Annotated in this window: 23 protein-coding genes; 11 read left to right on the top strand and 12 right to left on the bottom strand. The window is 35.4% G+C overall.

The window, feature by feature from the left end; genetic code table 11:
- A partial coding sequence (locus EXE10_RS10555) for a carboxypeptidase-like regulatory domain-containing protein (protein WP_130113329.1) occupies positions 1 to 905 on the bottom strand: 905 nt, incomplete at its 3' end.
- Between the two features lie 276 nt (positions 906 to 1,181).
- Between EXE10_RS10555 and dsbD the strand changes: the two genes are divergently transcribed.
- From dsbD to EXE10_RS10535, 4 genes are all read left to right on the top strand, one after another.
- Positions 1,182 to 3,194, top strand: coding sequence for a protein-disulfide reductase DsbD (dsbD, locus tag EXE10_RS10550; RefSeq protein WP_130113328.1), 2,013 nt, complete (start codon positions 1,182 to 1,184; stop codon positions 3,192 to 3,194).
- Positions 3,191 to 4,021, top strand: coding sequence for a TlpA disulfide reductase family protein (locus tag EXE10_RS10545; protein ID WP_130113327.1), 831 nt, complete (start codon positions 3,191 to 3,193; stop codon positions 4,019 to 4,021). Before dsbD ends, EXE10_RS10545 begins: the two co-directional genes overlap by 4 nt.
- A 48-nt stretch (positions 4,022 to 4,069) precedes the next feature.
- Positions 4,070 to 4,831, top strand: a complete 762-nt coding sequence (dsbG, locus tag EXE10_RS10540; RefSeq protein WP_130113326.1) for a thiol:disulfide interchange protein DsbG — start codon at positions 4,070 to 4,072, stop codon at positions 4,829 to 4,831.
- A gap of 301 nt (positions 4,832 to 5,132) precedes the next feature.
- Positions 5,133 to 7,136, top strand: coding sequence for an esterase/lipase family protein (locus EXE10_RS10535; RefSeq protein WP_130113325.1), 2,004 nt, complete (start codon positions 5,133 to 5,135; stop codon positions 7,134 to 7,136).
- Positions 7,137 to 7,409: 273 nt separating this feature from the next.
- Here EXE10_RS10535 and hpaR read toward each other — a convergent pair whose 3' ends face one another.
- From hpaR to EXE10_RS10520, 3 genes are all read right to left on the bottom strand, one after another.
- Positions 7,410 to 7,838 (bottom strand): homoprotocatechuate degradation operon regulator HpaR, encoded by a 429-nt coding sequence (gene hpaR, locus EXE10_RS10530; RefSeq protein ID WP_130113324.1) that lies wholly within the window; start codon positions 7,836 to 7,838, stop codon positions 7,410 to 7,412.
- Positions 7,839 to 8,540: 702 nt separating this feature from the next.
- A complete protein-coding gene (locus tag EXE10_RS10525; RefSeq protein WP_130113323.1) occupies positions 8,541 to 8,915 on the bottom strand; it encodes a hypothetical protein in 375 nt (124 codons plus the stop codon).
- Positions 8,916 to 8,946: 31 nt separating this feature from the next.
- Positions 8,947 to 9,285 (bottom strand): hypothetical protein, encoded by a 339-nt coding sequence (locus EXE10_RS10520; RefSeq protein WP_130113331.1) that lies wholly within the window; start codon positions 9,283 to 9,285, stop codon positions 8,947 to 8,949.
- 137 nt (positions 9,286 to 9,422) lie between these two features.
- Between EXE10_RS10520 and EXE10_RS10515 the strand changes: the two genes are divergently transcribed.
- The 5 genes from EXE10_RS10515 to EXE10_RS10495 all read left to right on the top strand — a co-directional run bounded on the left by EXE10_RS10515 (position 9,423) and on the right by EXE10_RS10495 (position 14,137).
- Positions 9,423 to 9,974 carry a LexA family protein gene (locus EXE10_RS10515; protein ID WP_130113322.1) on the top strand — a complete coding sequence of 184 codons (552 nt, stop codon included), beginning with the start codon at positions 9,423 to 9,425 and terminating at the stop codon, positions 9,972 to 9,974.
- Positions 9,975 to 10,051: 77 nt separating this feature from the next.
- On the top strand, positions 10,052 to 11,245 hold the full coding sequence (locus tag EXE10_RS10510) for a winged helix-turn-helix domain-containing protein (RefSeq protein WP_130113321.1): 1,194 nt from the start codon (positions 10,052 to 10,054) through the stop codon (positions 11,243 to 11,245).
- A 90-nt stretch (positions 11,246 to 11,335) separates the two neighbouring features.
- On the top strand, positions 11,336 to 12,418 hold the full coding sequence (gene trmA / locus EXE10_RS10505; protein ID WP_130113320.1) for a tRNA (uridine(54)-C5)-methyltransferase TrmA: 1,083 nt from the start codon (positions 11,336 to 11,338) through the stop codon (positions 12,416 to 12,418).
- A gap of 252 nt (positions 12,419 to 12,670) precedes the next feature.
- Entirely contained in the window at positions 12,671 to 12,898 is a 228-nt protein-coding gene (locus tag EXE10_RS10500) for a hypothetical protein (RefSeq protein ID WP_068973151.1), read from the top strand.
- Between the two features lie 144 nt (positions 12,899 to 13,042).
- Entirely contained in the window at positions 13,043 to 14,137 is a 1,095-nt protein-coding gene (locus tag EXE10_RS10495; RefSeq protein WP_130113319.1) for a hypothetical protein, read from the top strand.
- 8 nt (positions 14,138 to 14,145) lie between these two features.
- Here EXE10_RS10495 and EXE10_RS10490 read toward each other — a convergent pair whose 3' ends face one another.
- From EXE10_RS10490 to EXE10_RS10465, 6 genes are all read right to left on the bottom strand, one after another.
- Complete coding sequence (locus EXE10_RS10490) at positions 14,146 to 14,499, bottom strand: YnfA family protein (RefSeq protein WP_130113318.1); 354 nt, start codon at positions 14,497 to 14,499, stop codon at positions 14,146 to 14,148.
- A 119-nt stretch (positions 14,500 to 14,618) separates the two neighbouring features.
- On the bottom strand, positions 14,619 to 16,895 hold the full coding sequence (clpA, locus tag EXE10_RS10485) for an ATP-dependent Clp protease ATP-binding subunit ClpA (RefSeq protein WP_068973154.1): 2,277 nt from the start codon (positions 16,893 to 16,895) through the stop codon (positions 14,619 to 14,621).
- A 9-nt stretch (positions 16,896 to 16,904) separates the two neighbouring features.
- Positions 16,905 to 17,321, bottom strand: coding sequence for an ATP-dependent Clp protease adapter ClpS (gene clpS, locus EXE10_RS10480; protein ID WP_068973155.1), 417 nt, complete (start codon positions 17,319 to 17,321; stop codon positions 16,905 to 16,907).
- Positions 17,322 to 17,342: 21 nt separating this feature from the next.
- Positions 17,343 to 18,086, bottom strand: a complete 744-nt coding sequence (locus EXE10_RS10475; protein WP_068973156.1) for a hypothetical protein — start codon at positions 18,084 to 18,086, stop codon at positions 17,343 to 17,345.
- Between the two features lie 79 nt (positions 18,087 to 18,165).
- The gene (gene argC / locus EXE10_RS10470) at positions 18,166 to 19,215 is read right to left on the bottom strand and encodes an N-acetyl-gamma-glutamyl-phosphate reductase (RefSeq protein WP_130113317.1); all 1,050 of its coding nucleotides are present in this window, start codon (positions 19,213 to 19,215) and stop codon (positions 18,166 to 18,168) included.
- A 150-nt stretch (positions 19,216 to 19,365) separates the two neighbouring features.
- Positions 19,366 to 20,052: a hypothetical protein gene (locus EXE10_RS10465; RefSeq protein ID WP_130113316.1), complete on the bottom strand. Its 687-nt coding sequence runs from the start codon at positions 20,050 to 20,052 to the stop codon at positions 19,366 to 19,368.
- 166 nt (positions 20,053 to 20,218) lie between these two features.
- Between EXE10_RS10465 and EXE10_RS10460 the strand changes: the two genes are divergently transcribed.
- Together EXE10_RS10460 and EXE10_RS10455 are read left to right on the top strand one after the other, a co-directional pair.
- A complete protein-coding gene (locus EXE10_RS10460; protein ID WP_130113315.1) occupies positions 20,219 to 20,971 on the top strand; it encodes an HD domain-containing protein in 753 nt (250 codons plus the stop codon).
- A gap of 10 nt (positions 20,972 to 20,981) precedes the next feature.
- Positions 20,982 to 21,794 carry an alpha/beta fold hydrolase gene (locus EXE10_RS10455; protein ID WP_130113314.1) on the top strand — a complete coding sequence of 271 codons (813 nt, stop codon included), beginning with the start codon at positions 20,982 to 20,984 and terminating at the stop codon, positions 21,792 to 21,794.
- 16 nt (positions 21,795 to 21,810) lie between these two features.
- Here EXE10_RS10455 and EXE10_RS10450 read toward each other — a convergent pair whose 3' ends face one another.
- On the bottom strand, positions 21,811 to 22,167 hold the full coding sequence (locus EXE10_RS10450) for a GNAT family N-acetyltransferase (protein ID WP_228256816.1): 357 nt from the start codon (positions 22,165 to 22,167) through the stop codon (positions 21,811 to 21,813).
- 126 nt (positions 22,168 to 22,293) lie between these two features.
- Positions 22,294 to 22,965: a SprT family zinc-dependent metalloprotease gene (locus EXE10_RS10445; RefSeq protein ID WP_130113312.1), complete on the bottom strand. Its 672-nt coding sequence runs from the start codon at positions 22,963 to 22,965 to the stop codon at positions 22,294 to 22,296.
- Positions 22,966 to 23,072 lie beyond the last annotated feature (107 nt).

Raw genomic sequence — 23,072 nt, 5'->3', positions numbered from 1 at the left:
CCTGTTCCTGTTCCTGTTCCTGTTCCTGTTCCTGTTCCTGTTCCTGTTCCTGTAGAAGTATGACTATATTGTCCAATAATGTTAATTATTTCAAAATCATCTGCATCATAAACATCATTTGAAGCTACTTTTAACTCGATTTGCTCATCAGCTTGGAAATTTTGCAATGAAAGACAATATTGTGCGTTTGCATATTCGCCAGTTGTTGGACTATCCACAAGGCTTTTTACAACCTTTTGACCAGACTTAGAACTTAATTCAATTGTGTCGCTACTTGTAGACGATTGCACACCTTTTGCCGACATCGAAATACAGATTTGATTGTATTTTGACTTTTTATCAGCAGAATAAATAAAACTATCTTTCCAAGTTACCCCTGAAGATTTGACTTGAAATTTTGAATTAACACTACCACCAAAAGAGTCATTGCCTAAATGGATAACCGTTAGACCATTAAAGAAGATGACATCATTTTCCTGTAATACTGAAAGTTTTGGGTTGTTGCTATTGTCATTAGTCAATAACAATTTATTTTTATAATTCAGTATTAAAGCCGCAGGTTTATACCCTTCCGCAGTAATAACACCTGAAACATATTCTGGATAAACGTATTCTTGTGGCGTTTTTAAAGTGTATTGACCAGATTGGTTAGAACGCGTTGAATATTCAATATTATCTAAAGTAATAGCAATTTTTGCATTCTTAATTGGTTGATTATTCTGATCTAAAATAATCCCTTTAGTATCATAACTATTGGTAATATCTTGATTAGTTCCTAGTTCAATTTTCGTCGTATCAGAAGAACCTTTTGAACCTGAATTACTGTCTTCAGATTCACCGCCTCCACATGCAACTAAACTGATCATAGAGGTAAATAATAGCGTCTTAATTAATGTATTTTTCATTTTCTAATCCCCTTTAAAATTATTTTTTAAATGTTATGAGTTTTCAAAATTGAAACATATTCCCCAAATGAGGGGGTCGCAAAGATTATGGATAAATGGATTTACCACAATGCTGATCAAAATTTTAAGTATTGTTTGATTTTTAGATAACATAAATTTTATCTGCTAGGCGTTTTATCACTACGCTTCATCAGTTAACAAAGAAAAACCGAGAATAATCCCCGCTATATCTAAAATTATGGATAATAAGAGTAAATTCAGTAAAGAAATGGAATTATGTCGTTTAAAAAATTGATCAGTATAGGGTGTTTTACACTACTGGGGCTTAGTTCAATCAGTCATGCCAATTCTGATTTTTTACCTCCTGATCAAGCTTTCCAGTTGTCGGTTGAGTCTATCTCAAATCAAAAAGCGCAATTGAAATGGACAATCGCACCGCATTACTACTTATATCACGATCAATTTAAAGTCAATTTAGAGCATAAATCGGTTCCTTTACATTTACCTAAAGGTCAAATCAAAGATGACCCTACTTTTGGTAAAACAGAAGTTCATTACGAACAGGTCAGCACCCAAATCAATGTAAAACCAAATGCGGATTATCAAGTGCTCTATCAGGGCTGTTCTGCGGATGGCTTATGTTATCCATTACAACGTAAAACGATTTCAACTGATGCAAATGGCTTATTTCCTCAAAATAGTTCATCAGCAAATCGTCTTTTAAATCGACAGCCCAATGATAATAATTCACTTGAGCAATCTTCATCGAATAAAGTGAAGGTGCAGGATGCAAAGCAAGATCCAATCAGAAATGATTCCATTCTTGCTCCAGTTGAAGATAAAAAGCTCCCAGATGCACCTGTAAAATTGGATAGTATCAATTCACCTGCATCGTCAGAAGCAACAGATCAAAACCCAACTTCAAATGTGATAGCAACCAATAGCAATGAATCTGCGAATGTTGCTCAATCAATTGAGAAAAACACCAATATTGACAACACAACGTCATTACAATGGAATGATGATCAATCATTTTTTAAACTTTTATCAAAAGATTCTTTATTTTTAAACCTTTTAGTATTCTTTGGATTGGGTATATTACTGGCATTTTTACCTTGCTCATTGCCGCTCATTCCGATTCTTTCAGGAATTATTATTAAAAATGCCAAAGGCTACAAAGCTGTTGCCATTGCACTCAGTTTTGTTATTAGCATGGCAGTGATCTACGCCATCATGGGTATTGTGGTCGCTGAAATTGGTTATAGTTTCCAACGCTGGTTTCAAAGCCCTTGGATTGTTTCATTATTTGCAGTTTTATTTGTGGTCTTGGCATTGAATTTATTTGGTTTATATCAACTCAATTTGCCACAATTTATCACCAACAAACTGAGCAATTTACAGAATAATCAAAAAGCAGGCACGATTTTAGGTGCGGTCGTTATGGGCGCACTTTCGGCTTTAATCGTTGGACCATGTATGAGTGCACCTTTGGCAGGAGCATTGTTATTTGTCTCGCAATCTCAAAGTGCTGTTTTAGGCGGTTTATATTTATTTATATTAGGTTTAGGGATTGGACTACCCTTATTCATTGCCAGCGTTTTCGGCTCTCGCTTATTGCCAAAACCGGGTAAATGGATGGATCGCATTAAAATCAGCTTTGGCTTTATTATGCTCATGGTTGCATTGTATTTCATTCGTCCAATGCTATCGACCACAATCTATAGCGCTTTATTTGCGTTACTGTGTTTAGTTCTTGCAATTTACTTATTCAATGCCCTCCGTGACAGTGAGAAAGTACTCAATAAAGTCATTCTGGCAGTGATTGCAGTTGTGAGTCTTGTTGCTTCATTTTGGAATATCCAACAAAGCTATGCAGCCTATCAGACCCAATATAGTCAAACAGAACATTTAACATGGAATAAAGTTTCTACAGCGGAACAACTCAATACTGCTTTAAATGATGCAAAATTAATAGGTAAACCTATCATTATCGACGTCTATGCAGATTGGTGCGTTGCATGCCAACCGATTGAAAAAGAAGTTTTCCCACAAGTCGAAGTACAAGCCGCATTAAAAGATTTCACCCTGATTCAACTCGATTTGACCGAATATAATGAATCTCAAGATCTAATTTTGAAGCAACATGAAATTTTAGGTCCACCAACGATGTTATTTTTAAACGCAAATGCTGTGGAACTGCGTGGCTTACGTTTTACTGGGACATTTAATGCAAAACAGCTCATTCAGCAAACTGCTAAAATAAAAACTCAATTGAATCAATCGCCATGATCACGACCCAAGCGATTCACCTCGGACCGATCATGTTGCCTTGGAGCATCATGATTCTGGTGCTTGCGATTTTAATCAGTATTTTAGTCTGCAAGTTTTCACGTTCTTATTTCAAAGTGTCTGTAACACAATGGGCTGTGTTCAATGATTCGATTTGGACTGCAATTTTGATCGGTTTGATTGCAGGTCGAATCGGCTTTGTTGCATTGAATTTTAGTATTTATTTAGAACATCCCTTAGATATTATTAAAATTCAGGATAAAGGCTTTCAAATTTATTGCGCACTCTTTGCAGCTTTGGCATGGATTTATTGGAAAAATCGAGCATTAACTAAGAAGTTTTTAATCCTCGCCATGACTATTTTTCTCGTGGTTTTTACTGCCGGACGTTTTATACATCAGCAGATTCAAATGCAATATCAACAATTTCCTGAAGCGCATTTACTTAACCTTGAACAAAAAAATGTTGAGTTAACCCAATTTCTAGGCAAACCAGTCGTCATCAATCTGTGGGCGAGTTGGTGTCCGCCATGTCGTCGTGAAATGCCAATTTTAAGTGAGGCACAGCAAAAGTATCCAAATGTGCAATTCATTTTCATCAATCAAAATGAAGATGTGAAAACTGTACAAACTTATCTGCTCACTCATCAAGTCGATTTACACAATGTATTGCTTGATGCTAACGGCACAGTTGCTCAAAAAACTGGAATGTATGGTTTACCAAGCACCCTATTTTTCGATGCTCAGGGTCAATTGGTAGATTCGCATATGGGCGAAATCAGCCATGCGATGTTACAGCAACAAATTCAAAAATTAACTTCAAAATAAGCAAGTTTAATTCTTATCTTTTGGTTTAAATATGGAGCTATATTCACGATGAACCTAAAAAAATTGAGTCTATATTTACTCACTTCTTCACTCATGTTATTGATGAGTAGTTCTGTTTTTTCTGCCAATACAGACGTAATTAAAAACAAACTTGAGAAAGAGGGTTATCGCTTTGTTCAACAAATTGATGCCCCCGAGGGTCTTGAGGGTTGGACCGGTTACCGTGATGAATACCCTTCAACAGTCTTTATTTCTAAAGATCGAAAGCATTATATCGTTGGAGATTTATATGATGCTTCAGGAAAAAATCTTTCAGAAGAAGCAATTAACACCCATGTTAAAGGTGCTGTCTTAGATGAAATTTGGAAAAGCCTAGAAAAATCAGCGTGGATTCAAGATGGTGACAGCAATGCTAAGAAAATCATTTATGTGTTTAATGATCCAAATTGTCCGTATTGCCACACCTTTTGGAAGCAAGCACGTCCATTTGTAGAGTCGGGCAAAGTCCAATTACGTCATATCTTGGTTGGTGTCATTCGTCCAAGCAGCAAAGGGCAAGCTGCAACTATTTTAAATAGTGCAAATCCTGCTGAAGTGTTTAAGCAACACAATTTAAGCAATGGCAAAAATAAATTGGTTGAATTGAAAAATATGCCTAAAGATCTGTCTGAAAAAATAGATAATAATAACAAACTGATGGATAAATACGGTTTTTACGCAACACCAGCCATGATTTGGAAAGATGCCAAAGGTGAAATTCAAAGCCAACAAGGTGCGCCTAAAGACATCAATAAACTTTTAAATGACTAAATTTGAAGTAGATGAGTTTCAAACAACTGTTTCCTAAGTGATTAATTTAAATGTTTGATCTGAATGGAAGATCAATTACAGTATATCTTCCATTCATTCCACACTATAAAACGGCGATGACTTAAACCATTCATGCGCATTCATAGTGATGATTTATTTAAAACTCAATACTGTAATAGATCAGCGTACATTCTTTTCGTTTTAAATATAAAAACTGAATTTCTCCATGAAATATTTCGATTAAGTCGCACATTCAGCTAAAATAAAGCAACTGTAACGATTTTTGGGAATGTAGATTCACATGCCTCGCTTAATTAAATCGAAAACTTTTAAATTCAGCGCACATTCCTCTACTTTGCGCATTTTTACACTTGCTGTACTGTTCAGTAGCTTATCCGCTTGCCAAGTGGTTCAACTTCGCGTCAATCAACTGAGTACTTCACTTTCCAATAAAACGGATAACTATCTCACCCACCATCGTCTCAGTGAGGCAACACTCAGCTCTTTATACATCGTTGGGCAAAATTCAGACTGTTGCCTAAGCCAAGCAGATGAATGTATTTCCAATATTCAGGAAAATAGAACTTTAGAAAATGAGGATCTCTATGCCACAGCAAGTGAAATTTATTTAGCCAAAGCCTTACAAATTCAAGATCAACATTTATCAGCACTTAAACCACAACAAAATTTAGATAAAAATACGCAAGATTTTTTAAAACAAGAACTTTACTTGCTCGATAAAAGCTTACGTTATAGCTATGCTTATTTATTTAAATTACCGCAAAAAGCTGAAACACGACTATTTGACCAACGGCAATCTCAAGTTCGTACATTTTATAATTATGCATTATCACGATTGATCATCAGCCAATATTTACTCCATCCGTCACCAACCTTTCCTGAGCAATTTAATATTGGAAATTCACAATATTCGCTCAATTTTGACCAATATCCACAACTCAAAAATATGCCTATTGAGAGTTTAAAGTCGAGTTATAATCTTAATTTTTCAGGTTTTTATGCGATTAATAGACAGGAAGGTCTAGGTTCAGAATTTGTTGTAGTAAAAGCAGAAACTAAACAAAATAAGAAAAATGAATTTATATTAAATCCTGAACAATACTACGCACATCAACCCAATCCTAATATTCATCGTGCCAAATATTTACCTGTCAGCACTGTTGCTCAACCGCTTGATTTCAAACTTACAGGTACACAAATCATCAATGGCGCACCTTTTAAAATTCAAATCCTCAACCCTTACCAATACCATACAACTGAAGTCAATTTAAAGCCTTATACCTTTACCGCCAATTATTCCGTGCCTTTTGGTTTATGGCTCTCTGAAAATAATCTAGGTTCTGCGGGCTATAAAACCCTATTGAATCGTGAACAAAACCTGATCATGCCACATTTATTCATGCTTGAACCCTATCAGCCGAATAAAAAAATTATTGTCATGATTCATGGTCTTGCAAGCAGTCCAGAAGCGTGGATTGCACTGACCAATAACATCATGGGTGATAAGGTTTTACGTGATAATTATCAGGTTTGGCAGGTGTTCTACTCAACCAATATGCCTATTTTTGAAAGTCGTTTTCAAATCCATGCACTACTCAAACAAGCTTTTGCGACTACAGAACCAAATTCTGAATCAAGTAAAAATGCTGTGTTGATTGGGCATAGTATGGGAGGCATTATTAGTCGTTTATTGGTCAGTGATCAAGATATTTCAACGCAAGCTATTCCACTGATGAGTGCTGCACAAAAGCATAAACTCGACCAAGAGCCAATCATCAAAGAACGATTTATTTTCCGTTCTTTACCCCAGTTTAGTCGTGCGATTTTTATTGCCAGCCCACACCATGGAACGCCTTATGCAGATCGCTGGTTTACCAACTTTGCCAAAAAAATTATTGTTCTTCCTCAGAATTTTTTCAATGCGATTGAATTTAATCAATCCACAACAGGAAATAAACATAATTTAAATCAAGGCTTAGCTTTTAATGGTGCAAGTAATCTAAGCCCAAATTCATCTTTTATGAAGCTGACTTCAGATATTTTGCCAAATCAAAAATTTATCTATCATTCGATTATGGGAAATCAAGTTAAAAGCCATGACCCTCAAAAAATGAATGATGGCTTTGTTCCCTATCTCAGCTCACACTTAACAGGTCAATCTTCGGTAAAAGTCATTCAAGGTGGTCACTCTATCCAAGAAACACCTGAAGCTGTTTTAGAATTACGTCGCATTTTACGTGATAATCTAAATGATTATAAAAACTATTTAGAATTAAATAAATAATTCAAACCCAATAGCGATTATAAATCAACCATATTTATAATCACTATATTATTTGATTAATATATTTTAAAATAAAAACTGAGAATTAAAAAAGGTTGACTATTCAATAATAGTCAACCTTTCTATTTATACCTCTCAGTATAAGAATTTTTTCATTTAAAATTCAAAAATATAGCTAAAAAAATTATTTTATATATTTTCAAAAATAGATACTAAAATACAATAATAAATAATAGTCTCAAAAATTAATAATTTACAATCATCTCTTTATATTTAATTTAACACTTTCAACTTACACAAATCTTTAAGTAACACTAACAATTGTTGCATTTTTTCTTCGCCATATTGTTGTTGAATGTGTTGATATGATTCATTCATCTTAACAACTTGAGTTTCATAACACTTCTTACCTTCATTTGTAAGTTTAATTAAATATATTCGCTGATCACGATGATCCTTTCTTTTCTCTGTTAGCTTTTGATCACACATGCGATTAATTATTCCTGTTAAACTTGGTTTTAAAATACATGCTAAATCTGCAAGCTGATTACTTTCTAATTCATTATATTGATATAAAATACTAATAATACGCCATTGTTGTTCCGTTAAACCAATTTCATTTAAAATGGTTCTAAAATATGACATCGTCGCTTCTCTAACCTGTAATAATGCTAATGTTAAAGTTGGTTCAAAAGATTTCATCCATCGCCCTATTTTAATAAATACTTAAGCTTTTATTTAATTAAACCATTTTATTATTTCCCAAACAATTATTGTGTTAATTAATACCAAAGACTAAATTTAAAAATAATGTGACTAACTTCACACAATTGATTAAAATATTATAATTAAAACACATATTTATCAACAAATATTTTGTATTAAAAATAATCAACACTATATGAATAAAAAATATATGAAAATAAAATTATATAAATCAAAGAATTCTTTTCACCAATCCTCCAATTTATTAACCATTCATTATAATTATTATTTTTACAAAATTTCTAATATTTTATTTTTAAAAATTAAATTACATCTTAATTAATATGATTATGATGACTCATTTTCATATTATTCATTGACAAGGTTAAATATTAACTTTTTTTATTCATTAATTTCAAAATTCCTATCCATTAATCCATTTTTAAAGTCTCTTATTTTTTAGCCAAAACAATTAAAAATTTTATTTTCAAAATTGAGCACTACAATTAAAAAACCCGCAATTAAGCGGGTTTAGGACGTCATCAATCAAGAAATTGATGATTAAAACAAACACAACTAAGACCAGGGAAAATCTAACAATGTATTGTTTTAATGGGCTTATTATTTCTTATTTCGCTCAATTTACCTTATCATTTTCTGCCAAAAACATGTCATTAACAGACAAAAATGCACTTTAAGTCACTTTGCAGCCTGATTTGCACAAAATACATCCACCGTCATACCTGACTGCGCCATACTTTGCTTTTGGCGATCTAAAAAATTATTGGCAATGATCAGCATCATATTCGCTGTATCCAAACCAATATTTTGCTGAGCAAGTTCTGCAATTTCCTGATAAGCCTCTAAACGTGAGCAAAATGCTCTGCGTTGTTCCGTAGCGTCTACTGTTACATTTTCTTCATCTAAAATATGTTTGGTTGCATTGACTTGATCCGTATACATCTGAATACGTTGATCAAATTGTGCTTGGCTTAATGTCTTTGAATGACTTTCAGCAACACATTGCACACTTAAAACAGCGCCACATACCCCTAAAATAATGCTACGTCGCATAAGATTCAACCTTACTGCAATAGACCGAACACTATATTGCATCTGCCTTCCAAACATCTTCGTATTCATCAGCATCGATCATAAAGCGGAAACCTTCTTCTAATGAAAGATAAGGAATTGCATCTGGGAAAATGTCTTCAAGTTCCTTCACAGTAACAATATCAAAGAAATCCTCGCCCTCTTCCAGCTCACCACCGTAAATAAACCACGCTACATTGTCAGCATCAGGTTTCTTACGCAAACCTACAATCGGTTCTTTGTTCAGTGTTTGTTTAGCAATGGCAACTAAATCCGTTTTATTGACTTTGATATAGCGTGAGTCAAATTCTTCACATACTAATTTCTGCTCTTCTACAAAATCTTGCAACATTTGCATTCTCAATCATTTGGATTTTGGATAATTGTATGCGGAGCTTTTGACAATCACAATAAATCCGACCAAAGAATCTTGCATGAATGGCTTATTTTGTTAAACTTGATTATGTTACTTTTTCAAGATTATTGATCATGGATAAAATTTCAGACAATTCCTCTCAGTTGATTGAGATCAAAACATGGTTGAAATCAAACAAAATAACACCGTCAATTCAGTCAAAATATGCGATTGATGATTGTATTTCTGGGTATGATCTACGTCTTATTCAGGCACACAGTAAAATCAAAATTCCCTATCCACTTGAGTCTGTTGCAGCAGGTTTTCCCTCTCCTGCACAAGACTATATGGAAAAGCGCATTGATTTAAATGATCATTTGATTCATAACCCTGTGACGACATTCATATTAAAGGTCAATTCTTTATCTATGAAAAATGCAGGCATTGAGGTCGGTGATGAAATTTTAATTGATCGTAGCTTAGAAGCAGAACATGGTGATATTGTTTTGGCACTGATCAATAATGAATTTACCGTAAAGCGTTTTATGCAGACCAAATCAGAACATGGTATACCTGATATTTGGTTAAAAGCTGAGAATCCTGATTTTCCTGACATTCACCCACATAGCGAAGAACAAATTATCATTTGGGGTGTCATTACCTGTATTTTAAAGAAATTAAAATGATCAAAATAGATTGGTATAGAAAATAACTCAGTATGTTTTCAAGAAAGTACTCTTTGTTCTTATTCTGGATTAAATAAATGAATGATTTGCTTCGACAATTGGCAATATCTCAACAAGGTTTAACTGCATCTGCGAAATTCAGCCACGGTTTAGAGGGAACTCGCCAAGCGATTGAACATCTTGGTTATGTACAAATCGATACCATTTCAGTGATTGAGCGTGCGCATCATCATGTGCTGTGGAATCGAGTACCAGACTATCAAGCAAATACACAAAGCAATCATTTAAACCAATTGGTTCAACAACAGCATATTTTTGAACATTGGTTTCATGCAGCTTCATACTTGCCGATGCGAGATTATCGTTACGTATTGCCCTACATGCAATCCATTCGCAATGGTCAACATCGTTATTTTGGTCACGGTGATAGACATTTAATGAAAGAAATACTGGCGCGCACTAAAGCTGAAGGTAGTATTCGACTGCGCCATATAGATTCAAAAAATAAGCAAAGTTCGGGTGCTTGGTGGAATAGCAATCTGGCACGGCGTTCAATTGATCAGCTTTTCATGCAAGGCGATTTGATGATCTCTGAACGTCATGGCATGGAAAAGGTCTATAAACTAACTGAACACTGCATTCCTCATAATCTGAATTTAAACATGCCAACACTTGAAGAATATGCGCGCTATCTGTTTGATACGACAATGAGAGCACATGGCATATTTACATGGAAGCAACTCATCCACTTGAAAACAGGCAAAGACATCCGTGAAGCGATGCGTAAAATTGTCAATGAACAACTCGATGCAGGAATCATCACCACTTTAGATCAATTGGGTTATGTGAATAAAGACAGCCAAAACACATTTATTCAAATGAATGCGTTAGAGCATCTCAAACCAGTTGAATTAAAAGTGAAAATTCTTTCACCTTTTGACAATTTGGTGATTCATCGTGAACGATTAAATGCTCTATTTAAATTTGACTATCGCTTAGAATGCTATGTTCCTCCAGCTAAACGAGTCTACGGTTATTTCAGCCTACCTATTTTATATGGTGATCATATTGTTGGCCGTATTGATTGCAAAGCACATCGAACACAGCAGCGTTTTGAAGTAATCAGCCTGCATTTAGAACAAAATTATTTTAAAGACCATACACTCGATCAAGCGCATTTTATTGACACGTTAAATATGGAAATCCAAAACTTTGCTGAATTTAATCAATGTCCTGACGTAGATTTCAATCTTAGTAAAGTATTTAAATAATTTACATTGGATTGATAGGAATCAGGTGTCCATTTTTCCCTAATTTTGCTACCATCTGCACTGCTTAATTCCAGTGCTTTTCTGACTTCTATGACTTCATCTTATCAACAACAGCTTGATGCCAAAATTGAACGAATCCAAACTCAATTTGCAGAATTTAATCCACCATCATTAGAAGTCTTTGCTTCACCTGAGCAAAACTTTCGTATGCGTGCAGAATTCCGTATTTGGCACACTGAAGATGATATGTTCTATGCCATGTTTGAACGTGATGAAAATCAACAAAAAAGCATCGTCCGCATTGATGAATTTCCGATTGCAGACAAAAGTATCAATACTTTAATGCCGATTTTATTAGATGAAATCAAAGCCAATCCGATTCTGTCTAAAAAACTTTTTGAAGTTCATTTTCTCGCAACGCTGAAAGGCGAAATGTTGGTTTCATTGGTTTATCGTGCACCGCTCAATGAAGAATGGGAAGCCCTTGCTAAACAGCTTGCAGAAAAACTGAATGTTAAAATTATTGGACGTAGCCGTGGGGTTAAATTGGTACTGTCTGATGAATTTGTGGTGGAAGAATTACAAGTTTTTGAGCGTAAATTTCAATATAAGCAAATTGAAAGCAGTTTTACTCAACCGAACGCTCAAGTCTGCCAAAAGATGTTGGAATGGGCATGTCAGTCAGCTGAAGGCTCAAATAAAGACTTACTCGAACTTTACTGCGGGAATGGCAATTTCACCCTACCGCTATCGCTTAAATTCAATCGCGTACTCGCAACTGAATTGGCTAAATCATCAGTCTATGCAGCACAATGGAATATTGAACAAAATAACATTGAAAATATTCAAGTTGCACGTTTATCTGCTGAAGAATTTACCCAAGCTTATAATGGTGAACGTGAATTCCGCCGCTTAGAAGAAGCAAAAATTGATATTCAAAGTTATGACTTTGATACTGTTTTTGTTGATCCACCACGTGCTGGTATTGATGATGACACTTTAAAGCTTCTACAAGGTTTTGATCGTATTCTTTATATTTCATGTAATCCTGATACTTTACATGACAATTTAAAAACCTTATTGCAAACTCATAAAATCACAAAATTTGCTATGTTTGACCAATTTCCGTATACACACCATGTTGAATCAGGTGTGTTGTTGGAAAAAATTTAAACAATTTATTTCCGATTATTTCAGAGTCATCATACTGTCTAAAATGTGCAGTATGATGATAAAGAAATTATCTATCGATATATCATTAAGTTATAAAGTATTGAAAACTTAATATTCTGCCAAACCGTTCAAAAGTTTTTTTGTAATCGAAAAATTCAGCGTAAAATCCGACTACATGAAAATCCCCTATCTTGTATTTATATTTAAAACAGTTATATTCCGTCTTATGTTAGGTTATATGTGAAAGGCTCTATGAGTTTTTGGCAAAAGCTGTTTGTGGCAGATCAACAGCAAAACGAGCATAAAAATCAAATTGCTTGTATTGAAAATGATTGCTCTTGTAAATCCGATGATCAACTTCTCGCAGCACTGTTGAAAGCAACAGATGAGGATGTGATTAAAGGGATTAAAAAGGTACTGGTATCACGAGGTTTCAGTAAAAAAGAGTTAACCCAATTGCAGCATCCACCGATTCAATAGGATGGATGACCACTAAAAAAGCATTCAGTTTACTGGATGCTTTTTTTATTACCGTGTTATGATCTGATTAACCCATAATATTAATCATAAGAAGTTATTCGTTTTATAAATACTATGAAAAAAACAAAGACTTTCCTTTTGTTTATGGCAATACTCCTCATCAATGGCTGTAGCAATAACCAAGATCATGTAGATATTCAATTAGATCTGTATTCATCTTATGGAACGATGACTCAACAAAAGAAAAATGCAATTTTGAGTGAAACTCAAATCGCACAAGCAAATTATAAATCTACAGTTGTTATTCCTGGAATTACAGGCTCACTTGAACGATGTGGTTTTTTACGACTCCCTTGTCTAACGAATGATGTTATTACCCAAGAAATCAAGGCAACTATTAATCCACAAACACATTCTATTTCTTTTAAAATTCCAGAGCATATCAAATGGCTATACAAGTTAGAATCTATCACTTATTCATTACCCAATCCTGATCAGAAATCCTCTGATTCCTTACCTGGTCATCAATTAGAGATTCGTCGCACGGATGCTTTAGATATTTATATACGGCAACAACAAGCTGTTTCGGTAGGTACAGCATACGGAGGCTTACAAGGCACACTTACAATAAGCTCAAAGGATTTCGCTGAATTTCAATATGTTCCAGATGTCATTGCTTCAGATAATCAAAAACCGCCCTATCATTTTGTACGTCATCACCGCTATGCTGGTTATATGGATAATGCAAATATTCGGACTATTCCAAATGCACAAACTTTTGATTACACAGAAAAATTTGTAAAAATCATTCCAAATATTGAAACTGTTTACGAAGCAAAGAAATACACGGCTGAATTAGATCATCAATTTTTTGAAAATTATGTGATCCGCGCAAAACTCAAAGAAAATGAAACTTGTAAGGCATATGGTGACTTTGAATATAACCTGTTTTATATCAATCAAAAATTAGTCAACTTAAAAACAGTAATAACAGATATGCAAGATTGTAAAACACATTACCGCAGTTTCAGTCGATTTGAAAACGATCAAATTGAACATTACGGTCATGATATTAATGACAATAAGACCAATCAGTTTAGTTATGCAGAATGGAATTACCTATGCCCAAAAAAAATAGAGTCACGCTTAGGTAATTGTGAATTAAAAAAACCAAGTACAAAAGATATTGATGATCTAGAAAAAAATGCACGCCAAGTTAAACAATGGTTTAGTACATAAAGTAATATTTATCGAACCAAACCATTCGGCTGCAATATAATCAATAAAGCACCAATAACGACAACACCCCCCCCCAAGAGATCCCATCGCGTCAAACTGACCTGATCGACAAATCTTAGCCACATCAAGGCAGTGAAAATATAAATTCCGCCATACGCTGCGTAAATTCGTCCTGAAGCTGCGGGATGTAGCGTCAATAGCCAAACAAATACAGCTAAACTCAATACCGTTGGAATCCACAACCAGTGGCTCTTGTTTTGATTGAGAATCAGGTATGGAAAATAACAACCTAAAATTTCAGCAATAGCTGTCGCTAGAAATAATAAGATCGTTGTAACGATTTTAGTAAATTGAAGTTCCATAACCATCCATAAAACATTGATTCAATAAACTTGGGAGCAAGTTGATGAATAATACACTGGTAAAATAAATAACCCGTGATTTACACGGGTTATTTTATACAACTTAATTTCAATTAATCTTAAGCAGGTTCAGCCGTTTGATCTTCAAAAACTTCCAAAGAAAGACCTACAGCTTTGCCATCCTCTTTCTTCACAGTCACAGCAACATTTCCACCATGATCAGCAAGTTCACCGAATAGGATCATCTCAGCAAGTGGTTTCTTCAAATGCTCTTGAATCAGGCGTTGCATTGGACGAGCACCCATCAAACGATCATAGCCATTTTCAGCCATCCAATCACGTGCCGCTTGATCAACTTCAAGTACTACTTTCTTCTCGTCTAACTGTGCTTGTAGCTCAGTTAAGAACTTATCAATCACAGATTCAATTACAGAAGTTGGAAGCGCTTTAAATTGAATCACACCATCTAAACGGTTACGGAATTCTGGTGAGAATGCACGTTTCATTGCTTCTTGGTTGTCGTTACTATTGTCTTGTTCAGTGAAGCCGATACTTGTACGAGAAATACTTTCAGCACCAATATTGGTCGTCAATACAATGATCACATTACGGAAATCAGACTTACGCCCATTATTATCCGTCAATGCACCATGATCCATCACTTGGAGTAACAAGTTGAACACATCTGGATGCGCTTTTTCGATCTCATCGAGCAATAATACACAATGCGGATTTTTATGAATCGCATCAGTGAGTAGACCACCTTGATCATAACCGACATAGCCTGGAGGCGCACCGATCAAGCGAGAAACCGCGTGACGCTCCATATACTCAGACATATCAAAGCGGACAAACTCTACACCTAACAATTTTGCCAATTGCTTAGTGACTTCAGTTTTACCCACACCAGTTGGACCAGCAAATACAAAACTACCAACTGGTTTATCAGGTGCTTTCAGACCTGCGCGAGATAATTTAATTGCTGATGATAATGCAGTAATCGCCTCATCTTGACCAAACACCACTCGTTTAAGATCACGCTCAAGGTGTTCAAGTACAGACTTATCATCTTTGGACACAGTTTTAGGCGGAATACGTGCAATCTTAGACACGATGTCTTCAATATTTTCCACTGTAATTACGGTATCGTCTTGTTCAGCTTTTAAACGACGTTGTGCGCCTGCCTCATCAATCACATCAATCGCTTTGTCTGGTAAGAAACGATCGTTAATAAATTTAGCTGAAAGCTCAACTGCCGATACTAAAGCGGCATCGTCATATTTCACATGATGGAAATCTTCGAACTTAGTTTTCAATCCACGCAGAATATCAATGGTTTCATTAATTGATGGTTCATTGACATCAATCTTTTGGAAACGGCGAGATAAAGCATGATCTTTTTCAAACACTTGACGATATTCTTGGAAAGTCGTTGAACCGATGCAACGTAAAGTCCCGTTTGCCAATGCAGGTTTAATCAAATTCGATGCATCCATGGTACTGCCCATACTTGAGCCAGCACCAATGATCATGTGAATTTCATCAATGAATAAAATCGCTTCTGGTTTCTTTTTCATCGCATTTAAAAGTTGTTTTAAACGCTTTTCAAAGTCACCACGGTATTTTGTACCTGCAACCAATGCACCAATGTCTAAGCTATAAACTTCAGCATTCGCAAGTGGTTTCGGTGCTTTACCATTGACAATCAACCATGCTAAACCTTCGGCAATCGAGGTTTTACCGACACCAGGATCACCTACAAGCAATGGGTTATTCTTACGACGACGGCAAAGAATTTGCGCAGTACGCTCAATTTCTTTTTCACGTCCAATCAAAGGATCAGTCTTACCTTTTTGCGCTTCAATGTTGAGATTAAGCGTATAAAGTTCGAGTGGTCCTGCATTTGCAGAAGCGCTCGCTTCACCTTCTAAATCTTCAGATTCTTCTTCAACATGAATTTCTTCTTTACGCGCACCATGCGATAGATATTGAGTCAAAGTCAAACGATTGATTTGATGACGTTTCAATAAGTAAACCGCAAAAGAATCACGTTCAGAATACATTGCAACAAGTACATCTGCACCTTCAACTGTGCGATCACCACCGCTCGATTGAACATGGAAAATTGCACGTTGCAAAATACGATCAAAACTTTCAGTTGGATGAGGAGCTTGGTCGCTGTTCTCACCTAATTTAGGGGTATGTTGCTCTACATATTCTTCTAATTCTTTGCGCAAGCTGATGATTTCAGCACCACATGCTTTAAGCGCATTTACTGCCGAATCGTTATCCAGTAAAGCTAATAATAAATGTTCAACTGTGAGGAACTCATGTCTCTTTTGACGAGCCATGCTAACAGCCAAACGGAGCGAAACTTCTAATTGACGACTGAGCATGAAACCCCCTTATTCTTTTGGCTCAATCTGACAAAGTAATGGATGACCTTGAGATCGAGCGTAGTTATTTACTTGGTTGGCTTTTGTTTCCGCAATGTCTCTTGGATAAACGCCAGCTTCACCTTTTCCTTCATAATGTACTGTTAACATTACTTGAGTGGCTTGGTCAAGATTCAAAGCAAAGTATTGTTGTAAAATTTCAATAACAAAGTCCATTGGTGTGTAATCATCGTTCAATAAAAGAACAGAATACATCGGTGGACGTTTTATTTCGGGTGGTGCTGTCTGTATTGCAACATCACCTTGATCATGGTCTGAATCTTCTGAATTGTTCACACGAGTACTCAAATGCCAATCTACATAACCTGAATCATTAAACGATGATTTCACTTCATTTAAACTCATTTGACGCTTCTTAGTTCGCATATTTTTCAAAGTACTTATGATTTATTGAGAATTAGCTTCAGCTTGTGGTACTTCAGCTGCAAATGCTGCTGAACTATCGACAGGCTTTCCACGTGACCAACTGAAACGTTTAATGACTGGTGTAGCACCATTTAGACGTACTTCAATGAATTGAGGGTTAAAGCCTTTCGGCATTGTCCAGCGCCCTGTAAGGCGCTCATAATCGCTGAAATTATAATTCGCATCTTCCAAAGGAACTGTTAACACTTCTGTTCCACTGATTAAACGAATTTCAACCGAACCTGTTGCACGCTTTGGACTGACTTGAATCAAATCCAATTGATATTCATAGGCATTTTCAGGCAAAGGTTTTACTGCGATGTTTTGAATCATTAGACTCAAACCACCACGTTGTTTTAACACTTCACGATAAATCGCACTCATGACATCACCTTGCGCTTTTGCCGCATCGGATTTATTCAGTGCTTCAGTCAAATCATTCGAGTTTGATACAGCGACATCACGCTCTTGTACTGTTGCATTTAAACTTTTATTTAAATTTGCCAGCGTGGCTTTTTGTTGTTTTACCACTTCTACCAATTGCTCTGCGTCTGCATCAAAACCAACAGCTGTCAAACCTTGGCGATGTCCAACCGTGTAACCTAAAAGCGTACTTCCTGCGCATAAGATCACCCCACCAATAATCAGTGGCATATTACCTTGCATAAAAGATTTCTTCGGCGTTTGAGTTGGTTCTGACGCGGTGTTTGTTTCTGTGTTCTGCATCGTCATCTCTAAGTAATGATAGAATCAAAACACACATTTAACCGCAAAGTTAAATGTGTGTGAAGTTATAAAGCGTTTTTTATGGTAATAATCCGATGCCTTGTAAGCCAGCATCTTCAGCAAAACCAAACATTAAATTCATATTTTGTACAGCTTGCCCTGCCGCACCTTTGACTAAATTATCCTGAACCGATAATACAATCAACTTTTTCGGTTGCGGTTTGTACAGTGCGATACGCAACTGATTTGCACCACGCACAGAGCGAGTTTCTGGTGAACTGCCTGCTGGCATGACGTCAACAAAAGTTTCATTGGCATAGAATTGTTCATAAAGGCTTTGTAAATCTGCTGCATCACCCTCGTCTGTCAAGTCGATATAAATCGTACTCAACATACCACGAATCATGGGCACTAAATGCGGAACAAAAAGGATGTGGTCAAACACACCTTTTTGACCTGAAATATTTTCAAGTGCTTCAACAATCTCAGGATGATGACGATGTCCTGCAACGCCATACGCTTTGAAATTATCAGCATTTTCAGAGTAAATCATGCCTAAACTTGCTTTACGCCCTGCACCTGAAACACCTGATTTTGCATCAATAATAATACTTTCAGGTTTAACCAATGTTGCAGCTTGTTTAAATAATGGTGCTAAACCCAATTGCACTGTGGTTGGATAGCAACCTGGGTTACCAATCACTTTAGCATTTTTAATTTTGTCACGATTCAGTTCAGACAAACCATAAGCTGAATCTTTTAAAATCTCTGGGCAAGCGTGTTGCATGCCATACCATTTTTCAAACTGTTCTAAATCTTGCAAACGAAAATCAGCAGCTAAGTCGATGACTTTGGTATTGGCAGCCAATAATTCTTCGGTATGTTTCATTGCCACACCATGCGGTGTTGCAAAGAAAACCACGTCGCATTTTTTTAATTCATCGATATTTAAATCTGAATATTTAAGCTCGGTATGTCCACGTAAGCTTGGGAACATATCATCTACACGGCGACCATCTTCAGTACGTGATGTCAGTACATTCACTTGTGCATTTGGATGTCGTAGTAAAAGACGCAACAATTCTACGCCTGTATAACCCGTTCCGCCGACAATGCCTACTGAAATCACGTGCTTTACCTCAATTCAAAAGTATCCATTTTGTAGCCCCATAGTATGACAGGAAGTTTTGGTTTTCTAAACTGTTTTACTTAGGTTTGAGTGTATTTCATGATAATTTTAAATACAGATACTCTAAATTTGTAGGATGCAATTATAATTTTATAAATTCTTAAATAAAAACATCCAAACTTTGATGAATTGATAAACGATCAAAATAAGCGTCACATATTTTATTGTATTTTTTAGGTATATCAATAAATTACCATCCTTTCTTATACTTTTTGCAAACTGTGTTGAATAAAATACATAAAAGAATAATATCAAGGCAAAAGAACTACCAATGATACTCATGACGAATTTAAATTTTGCATTATTTAAATGTGACTGAGATTCATAGGGCAAAACAGACACTTCAATTTTTATTTTTTCATGTCTCGAATTTTCGTACTCTAAACCTTTTATTTCATAAACAATTTTGTACCCATCCTTTGGGTGTCTTTCATAAAGTTCTATATGAGTAACGCGCTTATTTTTATCTAAAAAAGCATCACAAACTTGCACATTTTTTCTTTCAACGACTATACCAGCGCAATCAAACCTTGAGAAAACCTGAAAGTCCTTTATCAAAGACAGATTAGTGATATTTTTAGCTTCAATTCGATCAATTTCATAACTCACATCCTGCGGAACACGATATGTTTTCAGCTCATAATATCCATCCTTAATCAATACATATTTTTCTTGAGTTGGAAAAATAAATATTGTCCAGAAAACAACCCATTGAACAATCAACAACCTTATAACTAAAGTGCATAGTTCCTTTAATTCCTCATCGAACTTAAACAAAAATTTCTCTTAATATTTATTATCATTAACAATATTTTAGCCTAAATTCTCTTTATGAAAAATGCTTTTCTTTTATCACATTCCTCTATGACCTTGTATTGTCAAAATTTCCATGCATAATAAATTAGAGTAATTGCTCTAATTCTAAAAATAGGAATAATTCAACATGATTGGATCACGTGAATGGATGACTTTAAGCAATGGTAAACTCAGCTTTAAAGAAAAAGTACAATTGATCAAACAAGTTATTGTTCCTGCAACATTAAGCTATAGCAAAACATTTTCAAAACAGCCTGAAAATACACAACAATTTGAACTCAAAGATATTCATATTCCTGATACAACCATAGTCAAAGAAGCGATTGCCGAACTCGATAATACAAAGCATCAAGCCATTATCAATCATTCATGGCGCAGTTATATTTGGGGTGTTGCGATTGCACAACATAAAAATTGGCAATTTGATGAAGAAAGTTTACTGATCGCTAGTCTGATGCATGATGTCGGTCTAGCAGATCATCAAGCACAATATTCCTGTCAATGCTTTACTTTAGAAAGTACCTTACGATCTGAAAGCTTATGTGCTAAACATGATTTTCCGCAGGATCAAACTGACAATATTTCTGATGCAATCTGTTTACATATGAATGGCTATTTAGATGAAAATAATCAACATTTATCCAAAGAAGTGTTATTGCTACAAAAAGCCACTTCATGCGATGTGATTGGCACTGATTTAGCTTTATTTTCCACACAATTTAAAGATGAAGTTTTAGCTCAATATCCACGTCATCATTTCAACACTCAATTCAAACGGCTATTAAAAGCAGAAGTAAAAAGAAATTCTCAATCTCGCACTACATTGATGAGTAAACTAGGGCTTCCAATGATGATTCAAATGAATATTTTTAAAGAATAAGGATCAGCTCATGTCACATTCTACCTTAACGCAAAAAACGATCCATTTTGGACAATATCCTATTGTTGTTGATATTCTTTCACACCATGAAAATCAACACACTTTGATCATCCTTCCTGCACTTGGCGTTTCGATCAATAAATATGAAAAGCTAACTGCATTATTAGCTGAAAATGGGTTCAATGTGGTGATTGCTGATTATCCGCATTGTGGACGAAACCAACCTCTCGTTTCTAAAGGCATTGATTATGGTTATGCAGAGTTACTCAATGATTTTATTCCTCAACTTGAACAATTAGCCATTGAAATAAATGGTCTGCGCCTTATTCTTTTTGGTCATAGTTTGGGTGGGCATTTGGCAACACTTTATGCACAAAGCCATGAAAATAAAATCATCGGCGTGGCGACTGGTAATATTGGTTTAAAGAATTGGGACTTCAAAGGCAAACTCAATATTCTCAAAGCAACTACGGTGATCAATGCCATGATTTTAAAAGATGGTTATTTTGCAGGATATAAAATTGCTTTTGGAAATCGTGAAACCAAAACTTTAATGCGTGATTGGTCAAAAGTGGTTTTTTCTGGAAATTACAAACACATTATCGGTGCTGAAAAAGTAGTTGAGAATGATGCTTTGTTTATCTACTTACAAGGTGATGATTTTGCCCCAATGAATTCTATGCTCGGTTTAAGTGGTTATTTTAAACAGCCTAAAATTGAAACTTTAGATTTAACTCAGCACGTCAAAGGCAATCAACATAGTGCTTGGTTGAAACAACCAGAGAAAATCGTTGAATTGATCAAAACATGGTTAAATGAATAGGATAGATTGAATGTCTTTATTTTTCTTTTGACATCAAATAATAGTCACCGTCCTCACAATGACTTGTATCAATAATTTTCCAACGATGCTTTTGATAAAAGTTCAAAGCCTGATAATTTTCAGTTAAACATTTGAGATAACCTGTACCTGAAAATAACTGTTCAGCTGAACCTAATAATTCTGCACCTACACCATGATTTTGGACATTTGGCGCGACAAAAAGATGATGCAAAAAGTTATCTTGCAGATAAATAGAGGCAAATCCTAGATATTGTTGATCTTGTTCTGCAACAAAGATAACTTCATCTTGGGTGAGTTTTTCAAAATCTTCTAAACTCCATTTTGACGAATCCAACCAATGCCAACTGTGCACTCGACTTTCCAAGAATAATTCAGCCAAAGCTATTTTATCATGGTTTTTGAATTGCCTTATCTTCAAATAGTTGTTCCTTATTTGATTTACTCACTCTAAAGTTGAGTCTAACTATTTCAATTAATCTCACCACCACCACGGCATTACACCACTTTTTAAAATTTTACGATGGTTTTTATAATTTGCATCATGCTTTTCAACCTCAGACCAAAATGCAGAACTATGATCAAAATGCTGGGTATGCGCTAACTCATGTACGCAGACATATCGTGTAATCACCTGATCACAAAGCACCAAAGCACTATTCAACATAATATCATGTCGTGCAGTACAACTCCCCCAACGCGTTTTCGGCTGACGAATACTACATTCCCCAAACTTTAAACCTGTTTCAACACTGACGTGTTGTAAATAGATCGGTAGATTATGCTTTGCATAAGCAATCACAAAAGCTTTTAAATAACTTTCAGGCTGACGATCACTGATCAATAATTGATGATTTTTCTCATCGAAAATATAAGAATTTTTCTGCGTTTGATAAATAATCTGTAAAGGCTGTTCTAAATTAAATAATTTTAATTCAGCTGGCAAAGTTCGATCTAAGTGCCCTGCTTTTTCTTGTTGTTTTTGCCAAGTTTCAATCATCCATTGTTTAGACTCAGCTAAAAAATCCTGAATCTGACGTTTGGTGCAAAACTTAGGTACAGTTAATTTGATCTGAGTGGGTTCTACACGTAAGCGTAATCGAGTTGCTCGTGCATGATGAGTGATTTGGATTTCGGGGAGGTTTGGGGTCATTTATTCTAAAAATTTATAATCAGATTTGGAGTTCCCTCTCCTTTCAGGAGAGGGTTAGGGAGAGGTTTTCTTTGCCCTCATCCTAGCCTTCTCCCAAAGGGAGAAGG

Origin of the sequence: Acinetobacter sp. WCHAc060033, assembly GCF_004209125.1 — a bacterium.
GTDB classification, from domain to species: domain Bacteria; phylum Pseudomonadota; class Gammaproteobacteria; order Pseudomonadales; family Moraxellaceae; genus Acinetobacter; species Acinetobacter wuhouensis.
This window is presented reverse-complemented; position numbering and strand designations above follow the sequence as displayed.

Excerpts from the sequence above, each read along its gene's own strand:
- EXE10_RS10525 (WP_130113323.1), bottom strand. The coding sequence starts at position 8,915 with ATGCGACGTAGCATTATTTTAGGGGTATGTGGCGCTGTTTTAAGTGTG.
- EXE10_RS10495 (WP_130113319.1), top strand. The coding sequence starts at position 13,043 with ATGGCAATACTCCTCATCAATGGCTGTAGCAATAACCAAGATCATGTA.
- EXE10_RS10460 (WP_130113315.1), top strand. The coding sequence starts at position 20,219 with ATGATTGGATCACGTGAATGGATGACTTTAAGCAATGGTAAACTCAGC.
- EXE10_RS10455 (WP_130113314.1), top strand. The coding sequence starts at position 20,982 with ATGTCACATTCTACCTTAACGCAAAAAACGATCCATTTTGGACAATAT.
- EXE10_RS10445 (WP_130113312.1), bottom strand. The coding sequence starts at position 22,965 with ATGACCCCAAACCTCCCCGAAATCCAAATCACTCATCATGCACGAGCA.
- dsbG (WP_130113326.1), top strand. The coding sequence starts at position 4,070 with ATGAACCTAAAAAAATTGAGTCTATATTTACTCACTTCTTCACTCATG.
- EXE10_RS10515 (WP_130113322.1), top strand. The coding sequence starts at position 9,423 with ATGGATAAAATTTCAGACAATTCCTCTCAGTTGATTGAGATCAAAACA.
- hpaR (WP_130113324.1), bottom strand. The coding sequence starts at position 7,838 with ATGAAATCTTTTGAACCAACTTTAACATTAGCATTATTACAGGTTAGA.
- clpS (WP_068973155.1), bottom strand. The coding sequence starts at position 17,321 with ATGCGAACTAAGAAGCGTCAAATGAGTTTAAATGAAGTGAAATCATCG.
- clpA (WP_068973154.1), bottom strand. The coding sequence starts at position 16,895 with ATGCTCAGTCGTCAATTAGAAGTTTCGCTCCGTTTGGCTGTTAGCATG.
- trmA (WP_130113320.1), top strand. The coding sequence starts at position 11,336 with ATGACTTCATCTTATCAACAACAGCTTGATGCCAAAATTGAACGAATC.
- dsbD (WP_130113328.1), top strand. The coding sequence starts at position 1,182 with ATGTCGTTTAAAAAATTGATCAGTATAGGGTGTTTTACACTACTGGGG.
- EXE10_RS10520 (WP_130113331.1), bottom strand. The coding sequence starts at position 9,285 with ATGTTGCAAGATTTTGTAGAAGAGCAGAAATTAGTATGTGAAGAATTT.
- EXE10_RS10490 (WP_130113318.1), bottom strand. The coding sequence starts at position 14,499 with ATGGAACTTCAATTTACTAAAATCGTTACAACGATCTTATTATTTCTA.
- EXE10_RS10535 (WP_130113325.1), top strand. The coding sequence starts at position 5,133 with ATGCCTCGCTTAATTAAATCGAAAACTTTTAAATTCAGCGCACATTCC.
- EXE10_RS10475 (WP_068973156.1), bottom strand. The coding sequence starts at position 18,086 with ATGCAGAACACAGAAACAAACACCGCGTCAGAACCAACTCAAACGCCG.
- EXE10_RS10500 (WP_068973151.1), top strand. The coding sequence starts at position 12,671 with ATGAGTTTTTGGCAAAAGCTGTTTGTGGCAGATCAACAGCAAAACGAG.
- EXE10_RS10545 (WP_130113327.1), top strand. The coding sequence starts at position 3,191 with ATGATCACGACCCAAGCGATTCACCTCGGACCGATCATGTTGCCTTGG.
- EXE10_RS10510 (WP_130113321.1), top strand. The coding sequence starts at position 10,052 with ATGAATGATTTGCTTCGACAATTGGCAATATCTCAACAAGGTTTAACT.